The organism is Streptomyces sp. ERV7, from assembly GCF_001653515.1.
In the GTDB taxonomy this organism is placed as follows: domain Bacteria; phylum Actinomycetota; class Actinomycetes; order Streptomycetales; family Streptomycetaceae; genus Streptomyces.
Genome location: NZ_LYOY01000040.1, coordinates 563,927 through 583,053, shown reverse-complemented (window position 1 = coordinate 583,053; position 19,127 = coordinate 563,927). Strand labels below are relative to the sequence as shown.

General features: G+C 71.5%; 18 protein-coding genes and 1 pseudogene. 8 read left to right on the top strand and 11 right to left on the bottom strand.

Annotated elements, in window-relative coordinates; all coding sequences use genetic code 11:
- Positions 1-61 precede the first annotated feature (61 nt).
- Positions 62-1,492 (bottom strand): NAD(P)/FAD-dependent oxidoreductase, encoded by a 1,431-nt coding sequence (locus A8W25_RS17180; protein ID WP_067162393.1) that lies wholly within the window; start codon positions 1,490-1,492, stop codon positions 62-64.
- Positions 1,493-1,684: 192 nt separating this feature from the next.
- Between A8W25_RS17180 and A8W25_RS34415 the strand changes: the two genes are divergently transcribed.
- The gene (locus tag A8W25_RS34415) at positions 1,685-1,840 is read left to right on the top strand and encodes a hypothetical protein (protein ID WP_199831769.1); all 156 of its coding nucleotides are present in this window, start codon (positions 1,685-1,687) and stop codon (positions 1,838-1,840) included.
- Between the two features lie 63 nt (positions 1,841-1,903).
- Positions 1,904-3,493, top strand: a complete 1,590-nt coding sequence (locus A8W25_RS17175; RefSeq protein ID WP_067162428.1) for an FAD-binding oxidoreductase — start codon at positions 1,904-1,906, stop codon at positions 3,491-3,493.
- 26 nt (positions 3,494-3,519) lie between these two features.
- Here A8W25_RS17175 and A8W25_RS17170 read toward each other — a convergent pair whose 3' ends face one another.
- The 4 genes from A8W25_RS17170 to A8W25_RS17150 form a co-directional block, all read right to left on the bottom strand.
- Positions 3,520-4,254 carry a phosphatase PAP2 family protein gene (locus tag A8W25_RS17170; RefSeq protein ID WP_067162425.1) on the bottom strand — a complete coding sequence of 245 codons (735 nt, stop codon included), beginning with the start codon at positions 4,252-4,254 and terminating at the stop codon, positions 3,520-3,522.
- Positions 4,255-4,463: 209 nt separating this feature from the next.
- Positions 4,464-5,477 (bottom strand): bifunctional lytic transglycosylase/C40 family peptidase, encoded by a 1,014-nt coding sequence (locus A8W25_RS17165; RefSeq protein ID WP_234386482.1) that lies wholly within the window; start codon positions 5,475-5,477, stop codon positions 4,464-4,466.
- Positions 5,478-5,513: 36 nt separating this feature from the next.
- Positions 5,514-5,876, bottom strand: coding sequence for a hypothetical protein (locus tag A8W25_RS17160; RefSeq protein ID WP_158942583.1), 363 nt, complete (start codon positions 5,874-5,876; stop codon positions 5,514-5,516).
- A gap of 294 nt (positions 5,877-6,170) precedes the next feature.
- Positions 6,171-6,641: a MarR family transcriptional regulator gene (locus A8W25_RS17150; RefSeq protein WP_067162417.1), complete on the bottom strand. Its 471-nt coding sequence runs from the start codon at positions 6,639-6,641 to the stop codon at positions 6,171-6,173.
- Between the two features lie 178 nt (positions 6,642-6,819).
- Between A8W25_RS17150 and A8W25_RS17145 the strand changes: the two genes are divergently transcribed.
- A complete protein-coding gene (locus tag A8W25_RS17145; protein WP_067162415.1) occupies positions 6,820-7,218 on the top strand; it encodes a ribonuclease domain-containing protein in 399 nt (132 codons plus the stop codon).
- 30 nt (positions 7,219-7,248) lie between these two features.
- Here A8W25_RS17145 and A8W25_RS17140 read toward each other — a convergent pair whose 3' ends face one another.
- From A8W25_RS17140 to A8W25_RS17115, 6 genes are read right to left on the bottom strand one after another with little or no spacing between them, the layout of a single operon-like run.
- Positions 7,249-8,001, bottom strand: a complete 753-nt coding sequence (locus A8W25_RS17140) for a GntR family transcriptional regulator (protein ID WP_067162413.1) — start codon at positions 7,999-8,001, stop codon at positions 7,249-7,251.
- A 33-nt stretch (positions 8,002-8,034) separates the two neighbouring features.
- Entirely contained in the window at positions 8,035-8,685 is a 651-nt protein-coding gene (locus A8W25_RS17135; RefSeq protein ID WP_067162411.1) for an HAD family hydrolase, read from the bottom strand.
- On the bottom strand, positions 8,682-9,740 hold the full coding sequence (locus tag A8W25_RS17130; protein WP_067162409.1) for an ABC transporter ATP-binding protein: 1,059 nt from the start codon (positions 9,738-9,740) through the stop codon (positions 8,682-8,684). Before A8W25_RS17130 ends, A8W25_RS17135 begins: the two co-directional genes overlap by 4 nt.
- Positions 9,737-10,612 carry an ABC transporter permease gene (locus tag A8W25_RS17125; protein WP_067162407.1) on the bottom strand — a complete coding sequence of 292 codons (876 nt, stop codon included), beginning with the start codon at positions 10,610-10,612 and terminating at the stop codon, positions 9,737-9,739. The genes A8W25_RS17130 and A8W25_RS17125 overlap by 4 nt, the downstream gene beginning before the upstream one ends.
- Entirely contained in the window at positions 10,600-11,499 is a 900-nt protein-coding gene (locus A8W25_RS17120) for an ABC transporter permease (RefSeq protein WP_067162405.1), read from the bottom strand. Before A8W25_RS17120 ends, A8W25_RS17125 begins: the two co-directional genes overlap by 13 nt.
- A 7-nt stretch (positions 11,500-11,506) precedes the next feature.
- Complete coding sequence (locus A8W25_RS17115) at positions 11,507-12,658, bottom strand: ABC transporter substrate-binding protein (protein WP_067164161.1); 1,152 nt, start codon at positions 12,656-12,658, stop codon at positions 11,507-11,509.
- 322 nt (positions 12,659-12,980) lie between these two features.
- On the opposite strand from A8W25_RS17115, the gene A8W25_RS17110 reads away from it, so the two are divergent.
- The 5 genes and pseudogenes from A8W25_RS17110 to A8W25_RS32475 form a co-directional block, all read left to right on the top strand.
- Entirely contained in the window at positions 12,981-13,832 is an 852-nt protein-coding gene (locus A8W25_RS17110; protein WP_067162404.1) for a hypothetical protein, read from the top strand.
- Entirely contained in the window at positions 13,822-15,180 is a 1,359-nt protein-coding gene (locus A8W25_RS17105) for a hypothetical protein (protein WP_199831768.1), read from the top strand. Before A8W25_RS17110 ends, A8W25_RS17105 begins: the two co-directional genes overlap by 11 nt.
- The gene (locus A8W25_RS17100) at positions 15,177-16,727 is read left to right on the top strand and encodes an SCO6880 family protein (protein ID WP_067162402.1); all 1,551 of its coding nucleotides are present in this window, start codon (positions 15,177-15,179) and stop codon (positions 16,725-16,727) included. The genes A8W25_RS17105 and A8W25_RS17100 overlap by 4 nt, the downstream gene beginning before the upstream one ends.
- A 24-nt stretch (positions 16,728-16,751) precedes the next feature.
- Positions 16,752-18,176, top strand: coding sequence for an ATP-binding protein (locus A8W25_RS17095; protein WP_067162401.1), 1,425 nt, complete (start codon positions 16,752-16,754; stop codon positions 18,174-18,176).
- A 110-nt stretch (positions 18,177-18,286) separates the two neighbouring features.
- Positions 18,287-18,653, top strand: a pseudogene (locus A8W25_RS32475) (type VI secretion protein); the annotation flags it as partial.
- Positions 18,654-19,127: the final 474 nt, after the last annotated feature.

Below are 19,127 nucleotides of genomic sequence, written 5' to 3'. Positions count from 1 at the left end.
TGTGCAGGTGTGGGCCCACCTATGGTCACACGTCCAGTGTGACGGACCGCACTGACAACCGTCAGTTCTCCTTGCCGCCGGGCCCCTTGGGGCCGGGTTCGGGACCCCGCCCGGCCGGGCGGCCGCCCGCCGCGAGCTCGAATTCGGCGCGGGGGTGCTCCAGCGATCCGAGCGAGACGATCTCCCGTTTGAACAGGCCCGCGAGCGTCCACTCGGCGAGCACGCGCGCCTTGCGGTTGAAGGTGGGGACGCGGCTCAGATGGTAGGCGCGGTGCATGAACCAGGCCGGGTAGCCCTTGAGCTTGCGGCCGTAGACATGGGCGACGCCCTTGTGGAGGCCGAGGGAGGCGACCGATCCCACGTACTTGTGCGCGTACTCGCGCAGGGGCCGTCCGTCGACGGACGCGGCGATGTTCTCGGCGAGTGCCTTGGCCTGGCGCACCGCGTGCTGGGCGTTGGGCGCGCACTCCTTGTCCTTCTCGTCGGCCGTGACGTCCGGTACGGCGGCGGCGTCCCCGGCCGCCCAGGCGTGCTCGACGCCCTCCACCTGGAGCTTGGCGGTGCACTTGAGGCGGCCGCGTTCGTTGAGCGGCAGATCGGTGGCGGCGAGGACGGGCGCGGGCTTGACCCCGGCGGTCCACACGACCGTACGGGTGGGGAAGCGGGCGCCGTCGCTGAGCACCGCGACCCGGTTCTCGCAGGAGTCGAGGCGCGTCTGGAGGCGTACGTCGATGTTGCGGCCGCGCAGCTCCCGGATGGCGTACTTGCCCATCTCCTCGCCGACCTCGGGCAGGATGCGGTCGCTGGCCTCCACGAGGATCCACTTCAGGTCCTCGGGCTTGATGTTGTGGTAGTACCGCGCGGTGTAGCGGGCCATGTCCTCCAGCTCGGCGAGCGCCTCCACGCCCGCGTAGCCGCCGCCGACGAAGACGAAGGTGAGGGCCGCGTCGCGGACGGCGGGGTCGCGGGTGGAGGAGGCGATGTCCATCTGCTCGATGACGTGGTTGCGCAGGCCGATGGCCTCTTCGACGGTCTTGAAGCCGATGGCGTAGTCGGCCAGGCCCGGGACCGGGAGCGTGCGGGAGACCGATCCGGGGGCGAGGACCAGCTCGTCGTAGCCGATCTCGACCGGGCCGGTGCCCTCCTCCTCGGTGGCGAGGGTGGTCACCGTCGCGGTCCGCGCGGCGTGGTCGATGCGCCGGGCCTCGCCGATGACGATGTGGCAGCGGTCCAGGACGCGGCGCAGCGGTACGACGACGTGACGGGGCGAGATGGATCCGGCCGCCGCCTCCGGCAGGAACGGCTGGTACGTCATGTACGGGTCCGGGGTGATGACGGTGATCCCCACCCGGCCGTCGCGCAACTGCGCCTTGAGCTCGCGCTGCAGACGCAGCGCCGTGTACATCCCCACGTAGCCGCCGCCGACGACGAGAATGCGCGTGCCGGGCGGTGGTTCGGGGCTCGACCCCCGATTGATCGCAGCCTTCACCATCCCATGAGGCATCGGAGACCGGTGTTTGTCCACAGGCCCGGCAAATTGTGTGACTGACGGATGTGGCCGGAACAAGTGCCGGGATTTCTCGCCAGTCGGGGAGAATGCGCAGGTCAGGGCGGGGAGATAGGGCTTAACGACCGCGTCCCCACCCCGGTCACGCCCGCGCCCGGCGCTGGGTACCGTGGCGGCGTGTCCCACCAAGCCCCGGCTCCTGAGCACCGCACCACCACCACGGAACGCGGCAGCTTCGCCCACGCCCGCTGCAGCTGCGGCTGGACCGGCCCCGCCCGCCGCTCCCGCGACAAGGCGAGAGGGGACGCGGAGCAGCACGAGTCGGCGGTCTAGGGCCTGTCCACCGCGTCCAGGAGGGACGGTTCGGCACCGGGTCGTCCGGGAAGACGTCCCCGCATGGACCGGCGTTCCCTTCTCGCCGCGGGGGCCGCGGGTGCCGCCCTCGCCGCCACGGCGTCCGCCTGCACCTCCGGCGCCGCCCGCGACCAGCCCTCCACGTCCCCCGGGGCGCCCACGGCCACCGGGCGGCCCTCCACCGGCGCCTCCCCGGCCGCCTGGACCGCCCTGGCCCGGTCGCTGGCCGGGTCCCTGGTACGCCCCGGCGACGCCGGGTACCCGACCGCGCGCCAGCTCTACAACACCCGTTTCGACGGCCTGCGCCCGGCCGCCGTCGCGTACGTGGCGAACGACTCCGACGTCCAGGAGTGCCTGGCCTTCGCCCGCGCCCACCGCACCCCGGTCGCCCTGCGGAGCGGCGGCCACTCGTACGCCGGGTGGTCCTCCGGCACCGGGCGCCTCGTCCTGGACGTCTCCAGGCTGAACCGCGTCCGGGCCGACGGCGCCACCGCCACGGTCGGCGCGGGCGCCCGGCTGCTCGACGTCTACCTCGCCCTGGGCAGGAACGGCCGTACGGTCCCCGGCGGCTCCTGCCCCACCGTCGGCGTCACCGGGCTCACCCTCGGCGGCGGCCACGGCGTCGCCACGCGCGCGTACGGGGCGACCTGCGACAGCCTCACCTCCGCGACCCTGATCACCGCCGACGGCAGACGGCTCACCGCCGACGCCGACCGCGAGAGCGACCTCTTCTGGGCCCTGCGCGGCGCGGGCAACGGCAACTTCGGCGTGGTCACCGAGCTCACCTTCGATACGCACGACGCCCCGCGGACCGTCACCGCGTATCTGAACTGGCCCTGGGCGAGGGCGCGGGCCGTGATCGAGGCCTGGCAGGAGTGGGGCCCCGACCAGGACGACGAGATCTGGTCCGCCGCCCATCTCGCGGCCGCCGCGGGCGGCGCGAAGGCGGGGGCGGCCCCCACGGTCGCCGTCTCCGCTTTCTCGCTGGGCTCCTACGACGACCTCCAGAACGCCGTGGACCGCCTCGCCGACCGGGTCGGCGCCCCCGCCTCCTCCGTCTCGCTGCGCCGCCACGGCTACACCGACGCGATGCTCACCTACGCCGGGTGCGCCGCCCTCTCCGAGGCGCAGTGCCACCTCCCGGGCACCACCCCCGGCCGCACCCCGCAGGGCGCGCTCCAGCGCGAGACGTACGCGGCCCGGTCCGCGTTCTTCGACCGGGCGCTCCCCGCCGACGGCGTACGGGCCCTGCTCACCAGGACCGAGGCCTTCGGGAGCGTGCCGGTGGGACAGGGCGGCGGGGCGGGCAGCGTGGCGCTCACGGCGCTCGGCGGGGCGCTGAACCGGGTCTCCCCGACGGCGACGGCGTTCGTGCACCGCCGCTCGCGGGTGCTCGCGCAGTACATCGCCTCCTGGCGCCCCGGCACCTCCGGAACGCCCCAGCGGGCATGGCTGAATTCCACCCATGACGCACTGAGCCGGTACACGAACGGGGCCGCCTACCAGAACTACGCCGACCCGGAGCTGAAGGACTGGCGCAGGGCGTACTACGGCGATGCCGCGCCCCGGCTCGCCCAGCTCAAGCGCCGGTACGACCCGACGCGCCTGTTCGACTTCCCCCAGGCACTGTGAGCCGCCGCCGACCCGGCCGAACGGGCCTACGCCGCCAGGTCGTTCTCGCCGGGCCCCGCTCCCGTCCCCGCCCCTGACCGGGGGTCACGGGGGTCGGGCAGCTCCACGGCGAGCCGCAGCGAGGACTGGCCGGCGCGCCGCGACCGTACGAGACGGCCGAGGCGGGGCGAGCGGGCCACCGTCGACACCAGCGGGGTCAGCAGCATCAGCGCGAGCGGCGCGAGCAGCAGGGTGACGGCGGTGCCCAGGGCGAAGCCGCCGACCACGTCGGTGGGGTAGTGCACGCCCATGTAGACCCGGCAGAAGCCCTCGGCGAGCGCGAGCCCGATGGCGAGCAGCCCGAACTTGCGGTGGGCGACGAAGAGTCCGGCCCCGATCGCCATCGCCATCGTGGCGTGGTCGCTCACGAAGGAGTAGTCCGTCTTGCCGTCGACCAGGACGTCGAGCCCCTTGTGGGACAGGAAGGGCCGGGGCCGCTCCACGAATCCCCTGATGGGGATGTTGACGAGCAGCGCGATCCCGGCGGCGAGCGGCGCCCAGACGAGGGCCGCGACGGACGCCAGGGCGCTCTCGCGGTCCTCCCCTCGCCGCAGGCTCCACCAGCAGCGGAGCACGACGAGGACGAGGGCGAGCAGGATGCCGTACTCGCCGACGAACTCCATCACGCGGTCGAACCACGTGGGGGCGGAACCGGCGAGTCCGTTGATGTCGTAGAGCAGGCTGACGTCCAGGTTCGACCCGTCGAGCGCGAGTCCAGCCATGCCGAGGCCCCTTGCCTGTGCGTGTAGCTACCAACCCCCGTGGTCAGTACTCCTGCGGTCACTGTCCACTGAACGGCCTGAACGGCCCTCGCGTTCCACTCTCCACGGAATGATCACCACGACGTTATCGAAGAGAGACTCATCGTCGCAGCTCAGGGCCATGACCTGACGGAGAGTGCCGACGAGATCCGGCCACCTCGTACCGCCGGTCATGTACCCGGCTTGAAGGTCGGCAACGCGGCGGCGCCGTCCTTGGTGACCCGGGTGGCACCGAAGTAGTCCGGCGCGTCGATCTTGTCGAAGCGGATGACGGCGCCGGTGTACGGGGCGTTGATCATGTACCCGCCGCCGACGTACATCCCGACGTGGTGGATGGCGCGGGAGTTGGTGAGGTCGTCGGAGAAGAAGACGAGATCACCCGGGAGGAGCTCGCCCCGGGAGGGGTGCGGGCCGGCGTTGTACTGGTCGTTGGCGACCCGCGGCAACTCGATCCCGACACTGGCGTAGGCGGCCTGGGTGAGCCCCGAACAGTCGAACCGCCCCCCTTGCGCGGCGGTCCCCTCCCCACCCCAGAGATAGGGCGTACCGAGCTTCTGCTGCGCGTAGTAGATGGCCCCCGCGGCCTGCTGGGAGGGGGCGACCCGGGTGGTGGGGCGGGCGAAGCTCTTCTCCAGGGTGCGGATGGTTTTCACGTAGCCCTGGGTCTCCTTGTACGGCGGCACGCCCCCGTACTTGATGACCGCGTACGACCCCGCGTTGTACGCGGCGAGCATGTTGCTGCTCTGGTCCCCCGGCACGTTCTTGACGTATCCGGCCAGTTCGCAGTCGTAGGAGGCGGCGGACGGGATCGCGTCGGCCGGGTCCCAGATGTTCTTCTTGCCGTCACCGTTGCCGTCGATCCCGTGCGTGGCCCAGGTGCCGGGGATGAACTGTGCGATGCCGCGCGCGTCGGCCGGACTCTTGGCCGTCGGGTCCCAGCCGCTCTCCTGGTACAACTGCGCCGCGAGCATGGCCGGGTTGAGCGCGGGACACAGGTTCCCCCACTTCTGCACCATCGGCTGGTACAGGGCGGGCACCGCGCCCTTGGCCAGCCCTACCGACTTGCCCGCGCCGAGCCCGGAGTTCAGCCCGGCCGCCGCCGAGTACGTGCCCACGACGAGCAGGGCGACGAAGCCCACACCCGCCCCTGTCGCGATGCCTCCGGCCACCAGGAATTTACGCACCCCTCAACCCTCCCCCATCCGGGCCCGGTTCACCGCCTACTTCACTCGGAAGCCAGAACACGCGATGCTCGCGTAGTCCGTGGGGCCGCCTTTGACGTGGTAGAAGACGACCGTCCAGTCCCCCGGGTCGTTGGCGACCGGGATGGCCTCGTCGGTCTTGCCCCCGAAGTGACTCGTGAAGTCGTCCGGATACGTCAGCTCGATGAACTCGCCGGACTTCCACTTGCTGTAGATGTCCACCGGCTTGCTGGTGTAGCCGACGGTCTTGTTCTCCATCTTGAGATCCACGAAGGGCTTGCCCGTGTCGGGGTCGATCTCGTGCGGCGGCTTCACCCCGACCGAGATGTAGTACGGGTCGGGCCTGGTGTTCTTCAGCTCGGCGTACTTCATCCGCATCACGATCTTCGCCTTCCTCGTGACGTACGGGAGATCCTGCTCGGCAGAGTCCTCGACCGCCGTCTGGAACTCGGCCGGCGTATTCCCCTCGCCGCCGATCGTGTGGCACTCACCGATCCCGTGCGAGGCGGTGACGGGGTCCTTGGACAGCGTCCAGTAGTCGCGCGAGACACGGTTGTTCTCGATGTACCTCGGCGGCTGCGCCGCTCCCCCGGAGCCGGCCGGAGTGCTCGGCGAGGTCCGGCCCGACGGCTTGCCCGACTGCGCGGGCGCCCCCGACGCCCCGGGAGGGGGCGGTTACGGGCCCAGCCGCGCCGCCGCCTCGCGCTGGAGGGTGCTGTTCCCGGCCAGGAAGCGGACCACGGTACCGAGCTCCTCGGTCGTGAACTCCTCGCAGAACTCGGCCACTTGATGGGACCAGTCCACGAAGAACCGCTTCAGGCCGTCGATGTTCTCCCAGCGGATCTCGATGAGTACGCGCCGCTTGTCGGTGGGGTGCTTGGCGCGCCGGACGAAACCCTTGGCCTCCAGTCGGTCGACCAGGCCCGTCACGGAGGCGGGGGCGAGGCCGGTGTGCTGGGAGAGCTCCTTGGCGGTGAGCGGACCGAACCGTTCGAGCAGATCGAGCGTCTTGGTCTCGGAGGCTCCCAGGCCTTGCCTTTCGGCTACCGCGGTGTGGAACATCACCGTGACGCCGCTGTGTTCGCGGGTCACGGAGAGAAGGTCTTCGACCGCCTTGACGCGGTCGGCAGCGAGTCCGTGGTCCATGGCGGGGAGAGTAGCAAGGCCTTTAGTTAGCCGAAACGAAAGAATGGCCAAATTCTGTCCATAAGAGCAAAGAGCGGCAGACGCTTTCGTTACGGGTGGGTGCCGCAGGTTAACTCGTGGGAAATTCAACGGAATTGGCGTTGACGGCCGCCGGTCTACGCGCGTCATCATGATCCGCATGAGAATCCCCCCACGCATCACCACGCTCGGCGCGATCGCGACGGTGGCCGCCGCCCTGCTCCTCGGCCCGACCGCGGTCGAGGCCACCGCGTCCACCGCCTCCGTTCAGAGCGTCGGCAGCATCTGCTCCTCCGAGCTGCCCTCGCAGGCGCACGACACGCTGCGGCTCATCGACAACGGCGGCCCGTTCCCGTACTCGCAGGACGGCGTCGTCTTCTCCAACCGCGAGCATGTGCTCCCGTCGCAGTCCGGCGGCTACTACCACGAGTACACCGTGAAGACGCCGGGCTCCCCGACGCGCGGCGCCCGCCGTATCGTCACCGGGCGGCAGGCCGACGAGGACTACTACACCTCGGACCACTACGCGACCTTCGACCTGGTCGACTTCGGCTGCTGACCCGACTGGCCACCGGACCGGGCAGGAGCCTCACGAGCCGTTGAGGCTCCTGCCCATCGCCCTGGACCCCGAGGAGTTGCGTACGGTGAACGCCACCGTGCCCGGCAGATAGCGGTCCTGGGACCACTCCACCGGCAGGCCCGCCGGATCGGTGGAGCGGCGGCGCTCGCGCAGCAGGCCGTCACCGGCCCGGCAGCCGAGCAGCTCCGCGTCGGCGGCGTCTGCCGGGACCACGTCGATCGTGTGCAGGGCGTCGCTGAACAGCACGCCGTGCGCCTCCAGCGCGTCGGCGTGCGAGGCGAGGCCCGGGTCCATCGTCGCGACCAGCTCACCCACGCGCTCCGGATAGGTGGTGCGCTCCACCATCACCGGGGACCCGGACAGCGTACGGACCCGCAGTACCCGGAAGATCCGCTCCCCGACCGGGAGTCGCAGGTGGTACGCCTCCTCCTCGGTCGCCCCGCCCGGGCCCACCGCGACCGTCCGGCCGCCCGGCTCCTCGCCCTGCGAGCGCGCCCAGCGCGCGAACGACCGCAGCTCCTCGAAGCTCTGGAGCCGCGCCCCGCCGCCGAGCACCACCCGCCGCGCCCCGCGCCGCGAGGTGACCAGACCGTCGGTGCGCAGCGCGGCCAGCGCCTGGCGGACCGTGCCCCTGGACACGCCGTAGGTACGGGCGAGTTCGTCCTCGGCGGGCAGCCGTGCCCCCGACCCGTACTCCCCGGCGGTGATGGCCGCCCGCAGATCGCCGGCCACCTTCCGGTACAGCGGCGCCTTGCCTGCCATCTCGTTCCCGTCCCCGTCCCCGTCAACTGCCTGCTAGCGAGCGCCGATCAGCGAGCGGAGCAACGCCGGATCCGCTTCCTCCAGACTAGCCAGCACCGTTCGGCCCGCCGCGGGCGCGATGGGTTCCATCGACGGCACCGCGAGCACCGCGCACCCCGCGGCCTCGGCCGAGGTCACCCCCGTCACCGTGTCCTCGACGGCCACGCAGTGCGAAGGCTCCGCGCCGAGCGCCGCGGCCGCCGCCAGATACGGATCGGGCGCGGGCTTGGTCCGTGCGGTGTCCTCAGCGCCGTACACCGCGTCGAAGCGGTGCCCGGCCAGGGAGGCCGCGACCCGGTCGACGACCGCCCTCGGGGACGCCGACACCAGCGCGGTCGGCACCCCTTCGCCGCGCAGCGCCGACAGCAGCCGCAGCGCGCCCGGCCGGGGCTCGGCCCCGTCGGCGAGCCGCGCGGCGAACCCGTCGCCCAACTCGGCTGCCAGCGCGTCCTGCCGGACCCCGAGCGACTCGTACAGCATGGTGGCGGTGTCCTCGACGGACCGCCCGTACACCGCTGTCCGCCCGGCGCCCACCAGCGCGTACCCGTGCCGGGCCGCGACCTGTTCGACGACCTCGACCCAGGCCCGCTCGGTGTCGACCAGCGTGCCGTCCATGTCGAAGAGCACCGCCCGCAGCCCGCTCACGCCTCCTCACCCGCCGCGAGCACCGGACGCCGCCGCGGCCGTACGGTGACGGCCGCGCCCGCGCCGAACGCGCCCGCCGTGTGCGAGGGCAGGTCGGCCTTGACCTCGGTGCCGTCCGCGAGACGGACGCGCAGCCGGGTGCTGGCGCCGTGGAAGGCGCTGCCGGTCACCACGTCGGGGCCGTCCGCCGTCACCTCCAGCGCCTCGGGGCGCACCAGGAACGCGGTGGCACCGGCCGCCGGACCGTCCACGGGAAGCGTGACGCCCAGGACCTCGGCCTGCCCGTCCGGCGCGAGGCGGCCCGGGATCCGGTTCATGGTGCCGATGAAGGACGCCACGAACGCGGTCGCCGGACGGTCGTACAACTCGGCCGGGGTGGCGCACTGCTCCAGCCGTCCGCCGCGCATCACCGCGACCCGGTCGGCCATCGACAGGGCCTCCTCCTGGTCGTGCGTGACGAACACGGTGGTGATCCCGAGCTCCAGCTGGAGCCGCCGGATCTCCTCGCGCAGATTCACCCGCACCTGGGCGTCGAGCGCCGAGAGCGGCTCGTCCAGCAGCAGCAGCCGGGGCCGCAGGGCGAGCGCCCGGGCCAGTGCCACCCGCTGCTGCTGGCCGCCGGAGAGCTGGTGCGGGAAGCGCCCGCCGTGTTCGGGCAGGCCCACCAGCTCCAGCAACTCGGCCGCGCGCGCCCGCCGTTCGGCCGGGGCGACCTTGCGCATCCGCATCCCGAACGCCACGTTGTCGGCGGCGGTCAGATGCGGGAAGAGGCTGTACGACTGGAAGACCATCCCGGTGTCGCGCCGGTTGGCCGGGACCGGCACGATGTCCTCGCCGTCCAGCAGCACCTGACCGGAGTCGGGCTTCTCGAAGCCCGCGAGCACCCGCAGCGCCGTGGTCTTGCCGCAGCCCGACGGGCCGAGCAGGGCCAGGAGTTCACCGGGCGCGACATCGAGGTCGAGCCCGTCGAGCGCGACGGCGGAGCCGAAGGTGCGGCGCAGCCCCCGGATCCTCAGGGCGGTTCCGGTACGCGGAGCGGCTTCGGTGAGGGTCACGCGCCGGCCTCCTTCTCGTTCTTGCGGTTCTTGCGGACAGGGGTACGCGAGCGGGTGCCGGCCAGGCCGGTCAGGACGAGCAGCAGCACCCAGGTCAGCACCAGGCTGAGCAGCGAGACGGCCACGGACAACTGGGCGTTGGAGCCGGACGCCTGCACGATCCACACCGCGAACGGCCGGAACCCGAGCAACTGCGCCACCGTGAACTCGCCGAGGACCAGCGCCAGCGCCAGGAACGAGGCGTTGAGCAGCGCGGTCCGCAGATTGGGCAGCACCACCGAGACGATCGCCCGGGGCCAGGAGGCGCCCAGGTCGCGCGCGGCCTCGACGAGCGTACGGACGTCGACGGCCCGCAGCCCCGCCTCCAGCGAGCGGTAGACGAACGGCAGCGCCATCACCACGTACGCCAGCACGAGCACGACCGGGAAGTCCGGGTCCTGCACGGCGACGAACGTCTCGTACAGCGGAGTGGTGGCGAGATGGTCGGGCCCCCACTTCAGGACCGTGCCGATCCCGGCGACCAGCGCGACCGGCGGCACCACCAGCGGCAGGGTGCAGACCACTTCGAGCACCGCCCGCAGCCGCCCCGAGCCCGAGATCCGCACCGCGAGCGCGGCCGGGAGCGTCAGGAGCAGCGCGAGGGCGACGGTCGTGAGCCCCAGCCCGAGGGAGAGCAGCAGCGCGGTGGTGAACCCGTCGGCCGAGAAGATCTGGGTGTACGAGTCGAGGGTGAGCCCCTGACCGGGTACGTCCACGGTGAAGACCAGCGCGGCGGCCAGCGGAACCAGGAAGTACAGTCCCGCGGCGCCGAGGACGACACCGCGCCAGGGGCGCACCCCGGCCGGGATCGGACGGGGCGTCAGGCGAGCCATCGGGCGCTCCTTCGCTGCAACGGCAGATGGACGGCCATGACGAGACCCGCGACCAGGACCATGTCGAGGCTGAGCGCGAGGGCCACGTTCTCCTGGCCGATCAGGACGTTGCCGGAGAGCGCGTCCGCGATCTGCAGCGTCACCAGCGGCACCGAGCTGCCGACCATCGCGGCGGCCGTGGCGTACGCGGCGAAGGCGCTGCCGAAGAGCAGCACGAACCCGCCGAGCAGGGTCGGCAGCAGCACCGGGATGCCCACGTGCCGCCAGTACTGCCAGGTGCTGGCACCGGAGTTGAGCGCGGCCTCGCGCCACTGCGGCCGCAGCCCGTCGAGCGCGGGCGCCACGGTCAGCACCATCAGCGGGACCAGGAAGTACAGATAGGTGAGGGTGAGCCCCCAGAAGCTGTAGAGGCTCCACCCGTGCCGGTCGAGCCCGAGCCGGGTGGTGAGCACTCCGGCGTTGCCGAGGGTGGCGACGAACGCGAACGCCAGCGGCACACCGCCGAAGTTGGCGAGCACACCGGACGCGGTGAGCACGGCCTCGCGCAGCGCCCGGCCGCGCGAGGTGACGACGGCCTGGGCGAGCAGCAGCCCGAGCACCGAGCCGATGGCCGCGGTGACGGCCGCCAGCTTGAGGCTGCCGAGGAGCGCGGTGCGGTAGGCGCCGTGCACGGACTGGTCGAGGTTGCCGAGTCCGTACGAGCCGTTCACGGTGAACGCCCCGTCGGCCATGGCGACGGCGGGGAGCCCGAAGGCGAGGGCCACGAAGGCGAGCAGCGGCAGGGCGGCGAGCCAGGGCCCGGAGGCCCTGGGGCCCCGCCGCCGGGAGCCGCGCACGTCTTGCGTGGCGGCGGCCCCCGACGAGGAGGTGAGGAGGGAGGAGGTCATGGATCGATCAGCCCGAGATCGCCTTGGCCCAGCCGGCCGCGAGAACCTGCTTGGCCTTGGCGGTCTGCGCCTCGGAGGGGAACTTCGGCGTGCCCGCGACCTTGGGCAGCGCGGCGGCGGCGGCCTTGTCGAGCGTCCCGTCGGCCTCCATGGCGGCCATGAGGGCGGGGCGGGCGTGCCCCTTCAGCCACAGGTTCTGCCCCTCGGCGGAGTAGAGGTACTCCTGCCACAGCCGGGCGGCGGCGGGGTGCGGGGCGTCCTTGTTGATGGCCTGGGAGTAGTACTGCGCGTACACGCCATCACTGGGGACGGCGACCTTCCAGTCCAGCCCCTTGCTCTTGAACTCCTCGCCGTACCCGGCGTTGAGGTAGTCCCAGTCGAGGGAGATCGGGGTCTCGCCCTTCTCGACGGTGGCCGGGGTGGACTCGACGGGGTTGTAGTTCCCGTTCTTCTTCAGCTTCCCGAAGAAGTCGAGCCCTGGCTGGATGTCGTCGAAGGATCCTCCGGAGGCGAGGGCGGCGGCGTAGACGCCGGCGAAGGCCGAACCCGACTTGGTGGGGTTGCCGTTGAGCGCGACCTGCCCCTTGTACTGGGGCTTCAGCAGATCGGCGAAGGTCTGCGGGCACTCCTTGACGCGCTTGGCGTCGCAGCCGATGGAGACGTAGCCGCCGTAGTCGTTGAACCACCGGGCCTTCGCGTCCTTCTGCCCCTCGGCGATCCTGCCGTACGCCGCGACCTTGTACGGCGCGGTCAGCCCCTGCTGGGCCGCGCTCTGCGCGAAGGAGGCACCGAGGTCGAGGACGTCCGGGGCGCGGTCCTGGCCCTTGCGGGTCCTGACGGCGTTGATCTCGTCCTGGCTGGTCCCGTCGGGGTTCTCGACGGCGACCTTGATGCCGTACCTCTTGGTGAACCCGTCGATGAGGGCGCCGTAGTTGGCCCAGTCCCGGGGGATGGCGATGGCGTTGAGCACGCCTTCCTTCTTGGCGGCGGCGACGAGGGCGTCCATCCCGCCGGCCTCCTCGGCGGACCCGGCGGCGGCGAGGGACACCCCGCCCTTCCCCTTCGAGTCGACGTTCTTGGCGTCGCTCTTCGCCCCACAGGCGGCGAGCGTGAGGACGGAGGCGGCGGTGAGGGCGAGGGCGATGCCGGTGGTGCGGATACGGGGGGCGGTCGTCACGAGGGCTCCATGAGGGGCGAGGTTGTACAGCCAACTGTTGTACAGACAACTCCTTCATTACGGGGGTGGTGCGTGACGCGGTGGTGAACGGGGAGAGGCGGGAGGGACGGCGAGGAACGAATTCCAGCCACCACAATTCCGGCCGTTCAGTGGGCCCGCCCCCACACCATCCGTCCGTCGTGCCCACCGGCTGAGGTTGCGTCTCCCTGATGTCGAGTCACCACACCGCGCCCGCGCGGGAACCAGCACGGCTACCGTCGTACTACACGACGGACCAGCGAAGGGTTGAGGGGGCGTACGCGGCATGAGCCTCGGCGACGAGCACGACTCCAGGCGCACGGAGGACGCGTACAGCACCGTGGGCGGTACGCGCCAGACGCGCACCCGGCTGCCGGAGGGCGAGGGCGCCGACGTGTACGGCGGCGCCCGCCGCCCCGTCCGCGCCTCGCGCTCCCTGCTCACGGTCGTCGGCGTGGTGGTCCTCCTCGTCGCCGCGATCGCCTTCGCCAACCGCGGCGACAGCGGCGGAGACGAAGCCTCGGACGACCCCAAACACTCAGGCACAAAGCCGACGGCGGCGAGCGGGGCGAAGCCGGTGCAGGGCAAGACGGGCGGCATCGCGACCGGCTTCCCCCAGACGGAACAGGGCGCGCAGTCGGCAGCGGCGAACTACGTCGTGGCGCTCGGCTCGGACGGCATGTACAACCTGTCCCGCCGTCACGAGATCGTGAGCACGGTGTACGCGCCGGACGTGGCGGCGGCCCGCCAGGGCGACCTCGACAAGGCCTACTCCGGGGCGGAGTTCCTCGCCCGGATCGGTCTCAAGCCGGACGGCACCGCCCCGAACGGGCTGACCTTCATCTCCCGGTTCAACCCGGTCGGCTCCAAGGTGGAGGCGTACGGCACCGACACCGCGAGCGTGTCCGTCTGGTACTCGGCCCTGTTCGGCCTCGCCGGCGAGGGCTCGAAGAACCCGGTCTCCGAGGGCTGGTACACCAACACCTTCCAGCTGAAGTGGATCGGCAACGACTGGAAGGTCACCGACTTCACGCAGAAGGACGGCCCGGCGCCCGTCGGGCGCGACCAGGCCGCCGCGACGGCCAAGGACATGGCCGACGCCGTCGAGCAGTACGGAGGGTTCACCTATGCCCGGTAAGCGGCCCCGCCGTGCCCTCCCGCTCGCCACGGCGCTGACCGCCGTGCAGACCACGGCCGTCCTGGCCGCCACATACGCGTACGCGGTACCGAGCCCCACCCCGAGCCCTACGCCGAGCCCCGGGAGCAGCAGCACCGGCGGGCCCTGCGACCTCATCCGCGGTCCTGCCAAGGACTACTGCGAGTCGGGCAGCGGCAAGCCCGGCACCTCGACCAACAACGTCGCCCCCGGCGACCCCGCCGACCCCCTCACCTCCCTCGCCCGCGGCTGCGCCGACGCCGCCGTCTGGGTCGTCGACACGCTGTCGAAATTCGTGAAGACCGCCGCCAAGGTGGACTTCACCAACCCCGCCTTCCTCGGCCGCTACGCCGTCGTCTTCGCCGCCGCCACCATCCTCACGCTCGTCCTGTGGCTGCTCGCCGTCACCAAGCGGGCGATTCGCGGGGTACCGCTGACCACCGCGATCTCCGAGGCCGTCGGGTTCCTCTGGCTGACCGTGCTCGCGTCCGCCTTCACCCCGCTGATCCTCTACACCGTCGTCAACGCCACCGACGCCGTCACCGACGTCATCGCCGCCGGCACCGGCGACCAGACCGACGTCTTCTTCGGGTCGTTCTCGGCCGCGCTGAAGAAGGGCACGGACATCGGCGGCGGCCCGATCATGCTGATCGTCGTCTCCCTGGTCACCATCCTCGCGGCCGGCATCCTCTTCCTGGAGCTCTACATCCGCGCCCTCCTGCTGTACGTGGGAGCGCTGCTCGGCGTCGTCGTGTACTCGGGACTCGTCGACAAGAACATGTGGGGCCACGTCCGCCGCTGGGCCGGGATCATGATCGCGATCATCCTGGTGAAGCCCATCATCGTGATCGTGCTGAGCCTGGCGGGGGCCCTCTCCGCCGGGAAGGGGCCGGATTCCTTCCAGGCCGTCGTCTCCGGCCTCGCCATCATCCTGCTGGCCATCTTCGCCTCCGCGATGATCTACCGCTTCGTGCCCGGCTTCGGCGACGAGATCGCCGCCGCCCGCACCAACCGCAAGCAGGCCACCGACGGCTCCCAGGCGGCCGCCGTGATCTCCTCCCCGGCCGCCCTCGTCTCCCAGGGCATCAAGACCCACAGCAGCCGGGGCAACCAGAACAACGGCGCCCAGCCCCGGCCCGCCAACCCGATGTCCGGCGGCGTGGCCGCCCACAGCAGCCGGGGCTCCTCCGGCGGCGGTGGCGGCGGCGGACATGTCCCCTCCGCCGCACCACCGCCCCGTAGCGGATCCGGACCCACCAGCGGCACCCCGCACAGCAGCCGCAACACCGGCAACAAAGGCAACAACAGCACAGGAGGTGGAGGGCGTTGACGACCCAGTCCCAACCGGTCTCGCCCCGCCGCACGTATCTGATCGGCCGGGCCAGGCCGTCGGCCATCGTCGGCAAGAACCGCGAGACCGGCGAGATCGCGCTGATCATCGGCGGCGCGTTCCTCGGCATGATGTGCGGACTGCTGGTCCCCGTCCTGTCCCTGCGGATCGTGCTGCTCATGGGCTTCCCCATGCTGGCGCTCGCCGCGGTGTACCTCCCGTACAAACACCGCACGTTCTACAAGTGGTTCGAGATCAACCGAAGCTACAAGCGCTCACTGCGCCGCGGCACCACCTACCGCTCCGCCGCCATGGAGGCGGGCGTACGCGGTGACGGGCGCGAGGTCGAGGTCGGGCCGCCGCCCGGCATCGGCCGGATCAGCTGGCTGGCCGCGCCCTTCGGCCCCGACGAGATCGCCGTACTGCTGCACGCCGACCGCCGGACCGTGACCGCCGCCATCGAGATCGAGGGCCCCGGCGTCGGGCTGCGGGACAGCGAGGATCAGGAGGCCCTGGTCGACCGGTTCGGCACGCTGCTCAAGCACGTCGCCAACGGCGACGGGTTCGTCACCCGCCTCCAGATGCTCGCCCGCACCCTGCCCGCCGACCCGGACGCCCACGCCAAGGACGTCGCCCAGCGCGGTGACCACGGTTCCCCCGACTGGCTCCAGGAGTCCTACCAGCAGCTCCAGTCGATGGTGTCGACATCGAGCGAGCAGCACCGCGCGTATCTCGTCGCCTGTATGCAGTACTCGCGCGAGCTGGCCGCCGAGGCGCACGCCATGGCCCGCGCCGCCCGCCCCCAGCCCGGCCGCAAGATCGACCGCGACGCCGGGCTCGCCGTCGTGATGGCCCGCGAGCTCACCGACATCTGCGCCCGGCTCGCCGAGGCCGACATCCGGGTGCGCCAGCCGCTCGGCCAGGGACGGCTCGCCTCGCTCGTGCACTCCATGTACGACCCGGACCACCCCATCGACCACATCCAGGCCATGACCAAGCGCAACGCCTGGCCCGCCGAGCTGGACGCGGTCGAGCCCACCTATCTCCAGGCCAAGACCCGCGAGTCCTCCACGCGCGCGCCCTGGTGCCACGCCACGGCGTGGGTGAAGGAGTGGCCGATGACCCCCGTGGGCGTCAACTTCCTCGCCCCGCTGCTCGTCCACACCCCGGACGTGATCCGTACGGTCGCGGTCTGCATGGACCTCGAACCCACCGAGGTCGCCATCGAGCGCATGCTCACCGAGAAGACCAACGACGAGGCCGAGGCCTCGCGCGCGGCCAAGATGAACCGGACCGTCGACCCGCGCGACATCGCGGCCCACGGCCGCCTCGACCAACGGGGTGAAGATCTCGCCAGTGGCGCGGCAGGCGTCAACCTCGTCGGGTACATCACCGTGTCGGCGCGCTCTCCCGAGGCGCTGGCGAGGGACAAGCGCACCATCCGCGCCTCGGCCGGCAAGTCGTACCTGAAGCTGGAGTGGTGCGACCGCGAGCACCACCGGGCCTTCGTCAACACCTTGCCGTTCGCGACCGGCATCCGCCGCTAGCCGAGAGCTGATTGGGGCCTGCTCATGCGAGATCCGCTCTCCGCGCTCACCAACGCCTTCACCTCCTTCCTCTTCGGGAAGGTGGAGACCACCCGGCTGCCCGTGCGCACCTCCACCGGCCAGGCGCAGGCCGTCTATCTGCCGACGGCCGCGCCGGGCCTGGGCGACTCGGGCGTGATCATCGGCCGCGAGGTCTACAGCGGCAAGGGATACATCTACGACCCCTTCCAGCTGTACGGCCAGCAGCTGCCCGCGCCGCACTGGCTGGTCCTCGGCGAGTCCGGCAACGGCAAGTCGGCCCTGGAGAAGACCTATGTGCTGCGCCAGCTGCGGTTCCGCGACCGCCAGGTCGTGGTGCTCGACGCCCAGGGCGAGGACGGCGCCGGCGAATGGAACCTCATCGCGCGCGAGCTGGGGATAACCCCCATCCGGCTCGACCCGATGGCCGCTCTCGACGGCGGCATCCGGCTCAACCCGCTGGACCCGGCGATCACCACCACGGGCCAGCTGGCGCTGCTGCGCACCATCATCGAGGTGGCGATGGGGCACGGCCTGGACGAGCGGTCGGGCTTCGCCCTGAAGGTCGCGCACGCCTACGTGAACGAGACCATTACCGGCCGGCAGCCCGTCCTCACCGACATCGTGGAGCAGCTGCGCCACCCCGAGGCGGCCTCGGCGGTCGCCATGAACGTCGACATAGACGATGTCCGGGCCTGGGGCCTGGACGTGGCGCTGGTCCTGGACCGGCTGGTCGACGGCGACCTGCGGGGCATGTTCGACGGACCGACCACCGTCGGCATCGACCTGGACGCCCCGCTGATCGTCTTCGACCTCTCGCACATCGACCGCAACTCGATCGCGATGCCGATCCTGATGGCGATCGTCGGCGTGTGGCTGGAGCACACCTGGATCCGGCCCGACCGCAAGAAGCGCATCTTCCTGGTGGAGGAGGCCTGGCACATCATCAACTCGCCGTTCGTGGCCCAGCTCTTCCAGCGGCTGCTCAAGTTCGGCCGGCGCCTCGGGCTGTCCTTCGTGGCCGTGGTGCACCACCTGTCGGACGTCGTGGACGGGGCGGCGGCGCGGGAGGCGGCGGCGATCCTGAAGATGGCGTCGACCAGGACGATCTACGCCCAGAAGGCGGACGAGGCGAGGGCTACGGGCCGGGTCCTCGGTCTGCCGCGCTGGGCGGTCGAGATCATCCCGACGCTCACGCCCGGTATCGCCGTCTGGGACGTCAACGGCAATGTCCAGGTGGTCAAGCACCTGGTCACCGAGCGGGAACGGCCGCTGGTCTTCACCGACCGGGCCATGACGGAGTCGGCGGCGACCGACGACGTACTCGCCCATGAGCTGGAGAGCCGGCTGGAGTCGGAGAGCGAGCGCAGGGCAGCGCTGATGGAACAGCAAATGTCCGGCACCTCCTCGCCCGAGTCGACCGTGGCCTGACGGTCCGGCAAGCCCCTCCCCACGAGGGGCTTGCCGGATCAACGGCCGCCCACACCCCGGAAGTTCCCCGACACGCGCACGTTGCCCCGACCCGCCGGAGGTTGCCTGACATGCCGGAGTCCCGCTCCCGCGGCGAGGAGCGCGGCATCCCCGACTCCCTGCTGATCGGGCTGCTCGCGTTCCTGCTCGGCCTCACCGTCCTGGTCTGGACGGCCACGGGCCTGGCAGGCCTGTTCAGCCATGGCGCCTGGCCGGACGCAGTGACGTTCACCCGCACCCCGAAGGCCATGCACCAACTGGTCCAGGCGCCGCACGACCTCCCGACCGCCTGGCCGGACACCCCCGCCACCCAGCTCTCCGGCTACGGCCTCTTCTGGGGCCTGCTCATCGGCCAGCTGCTCGTCCTCCTGGTGCTGTTCATCTTCGCCCTGGGCACCTGGTCGCGCTGGCGCGCGGTACGCGCGAGAGCCAGGGCGGCGGCCTCCGCGACACCGGGCGAGGGGCCGGGTGGAGGTATCCGGCCTCAGCGCCCGGCCCAGGCGGGGCCGCCGCCGGTGATGGAGGACGCGGGCACGCGCGCGTGGAGCCCGGCCGCGGACGCGGGTACGGTCACGGGCCCGGCTCGTACGGTACGTACGGAGGAGGGCGCGGCCGTAGAAGCGGCCCCCCTCCCCAAGTCGGTTTGTCTTCCCGGCTGTTGGGCCGTTCCGACGTCCCAAACTCTAGCGGATTTCCCGGGCGGCTCCTAATCGGGCCGGCCGATCCATCCAACCCCCTTCGAAATGGAATTCGGCATGCCGAAATTCATCCCGATCGGGAGGTCGTACTGAGATGGGGTTGCCGCAAATCTGCGGCGGACGGTTGCCGCAGAACCGTTCCGGCTCCGTGACAACTCGAAGAACCTTACGCACCCGGGAGGGTGGTGTCAACCCCCGTCGGCCCGGGCCTGTC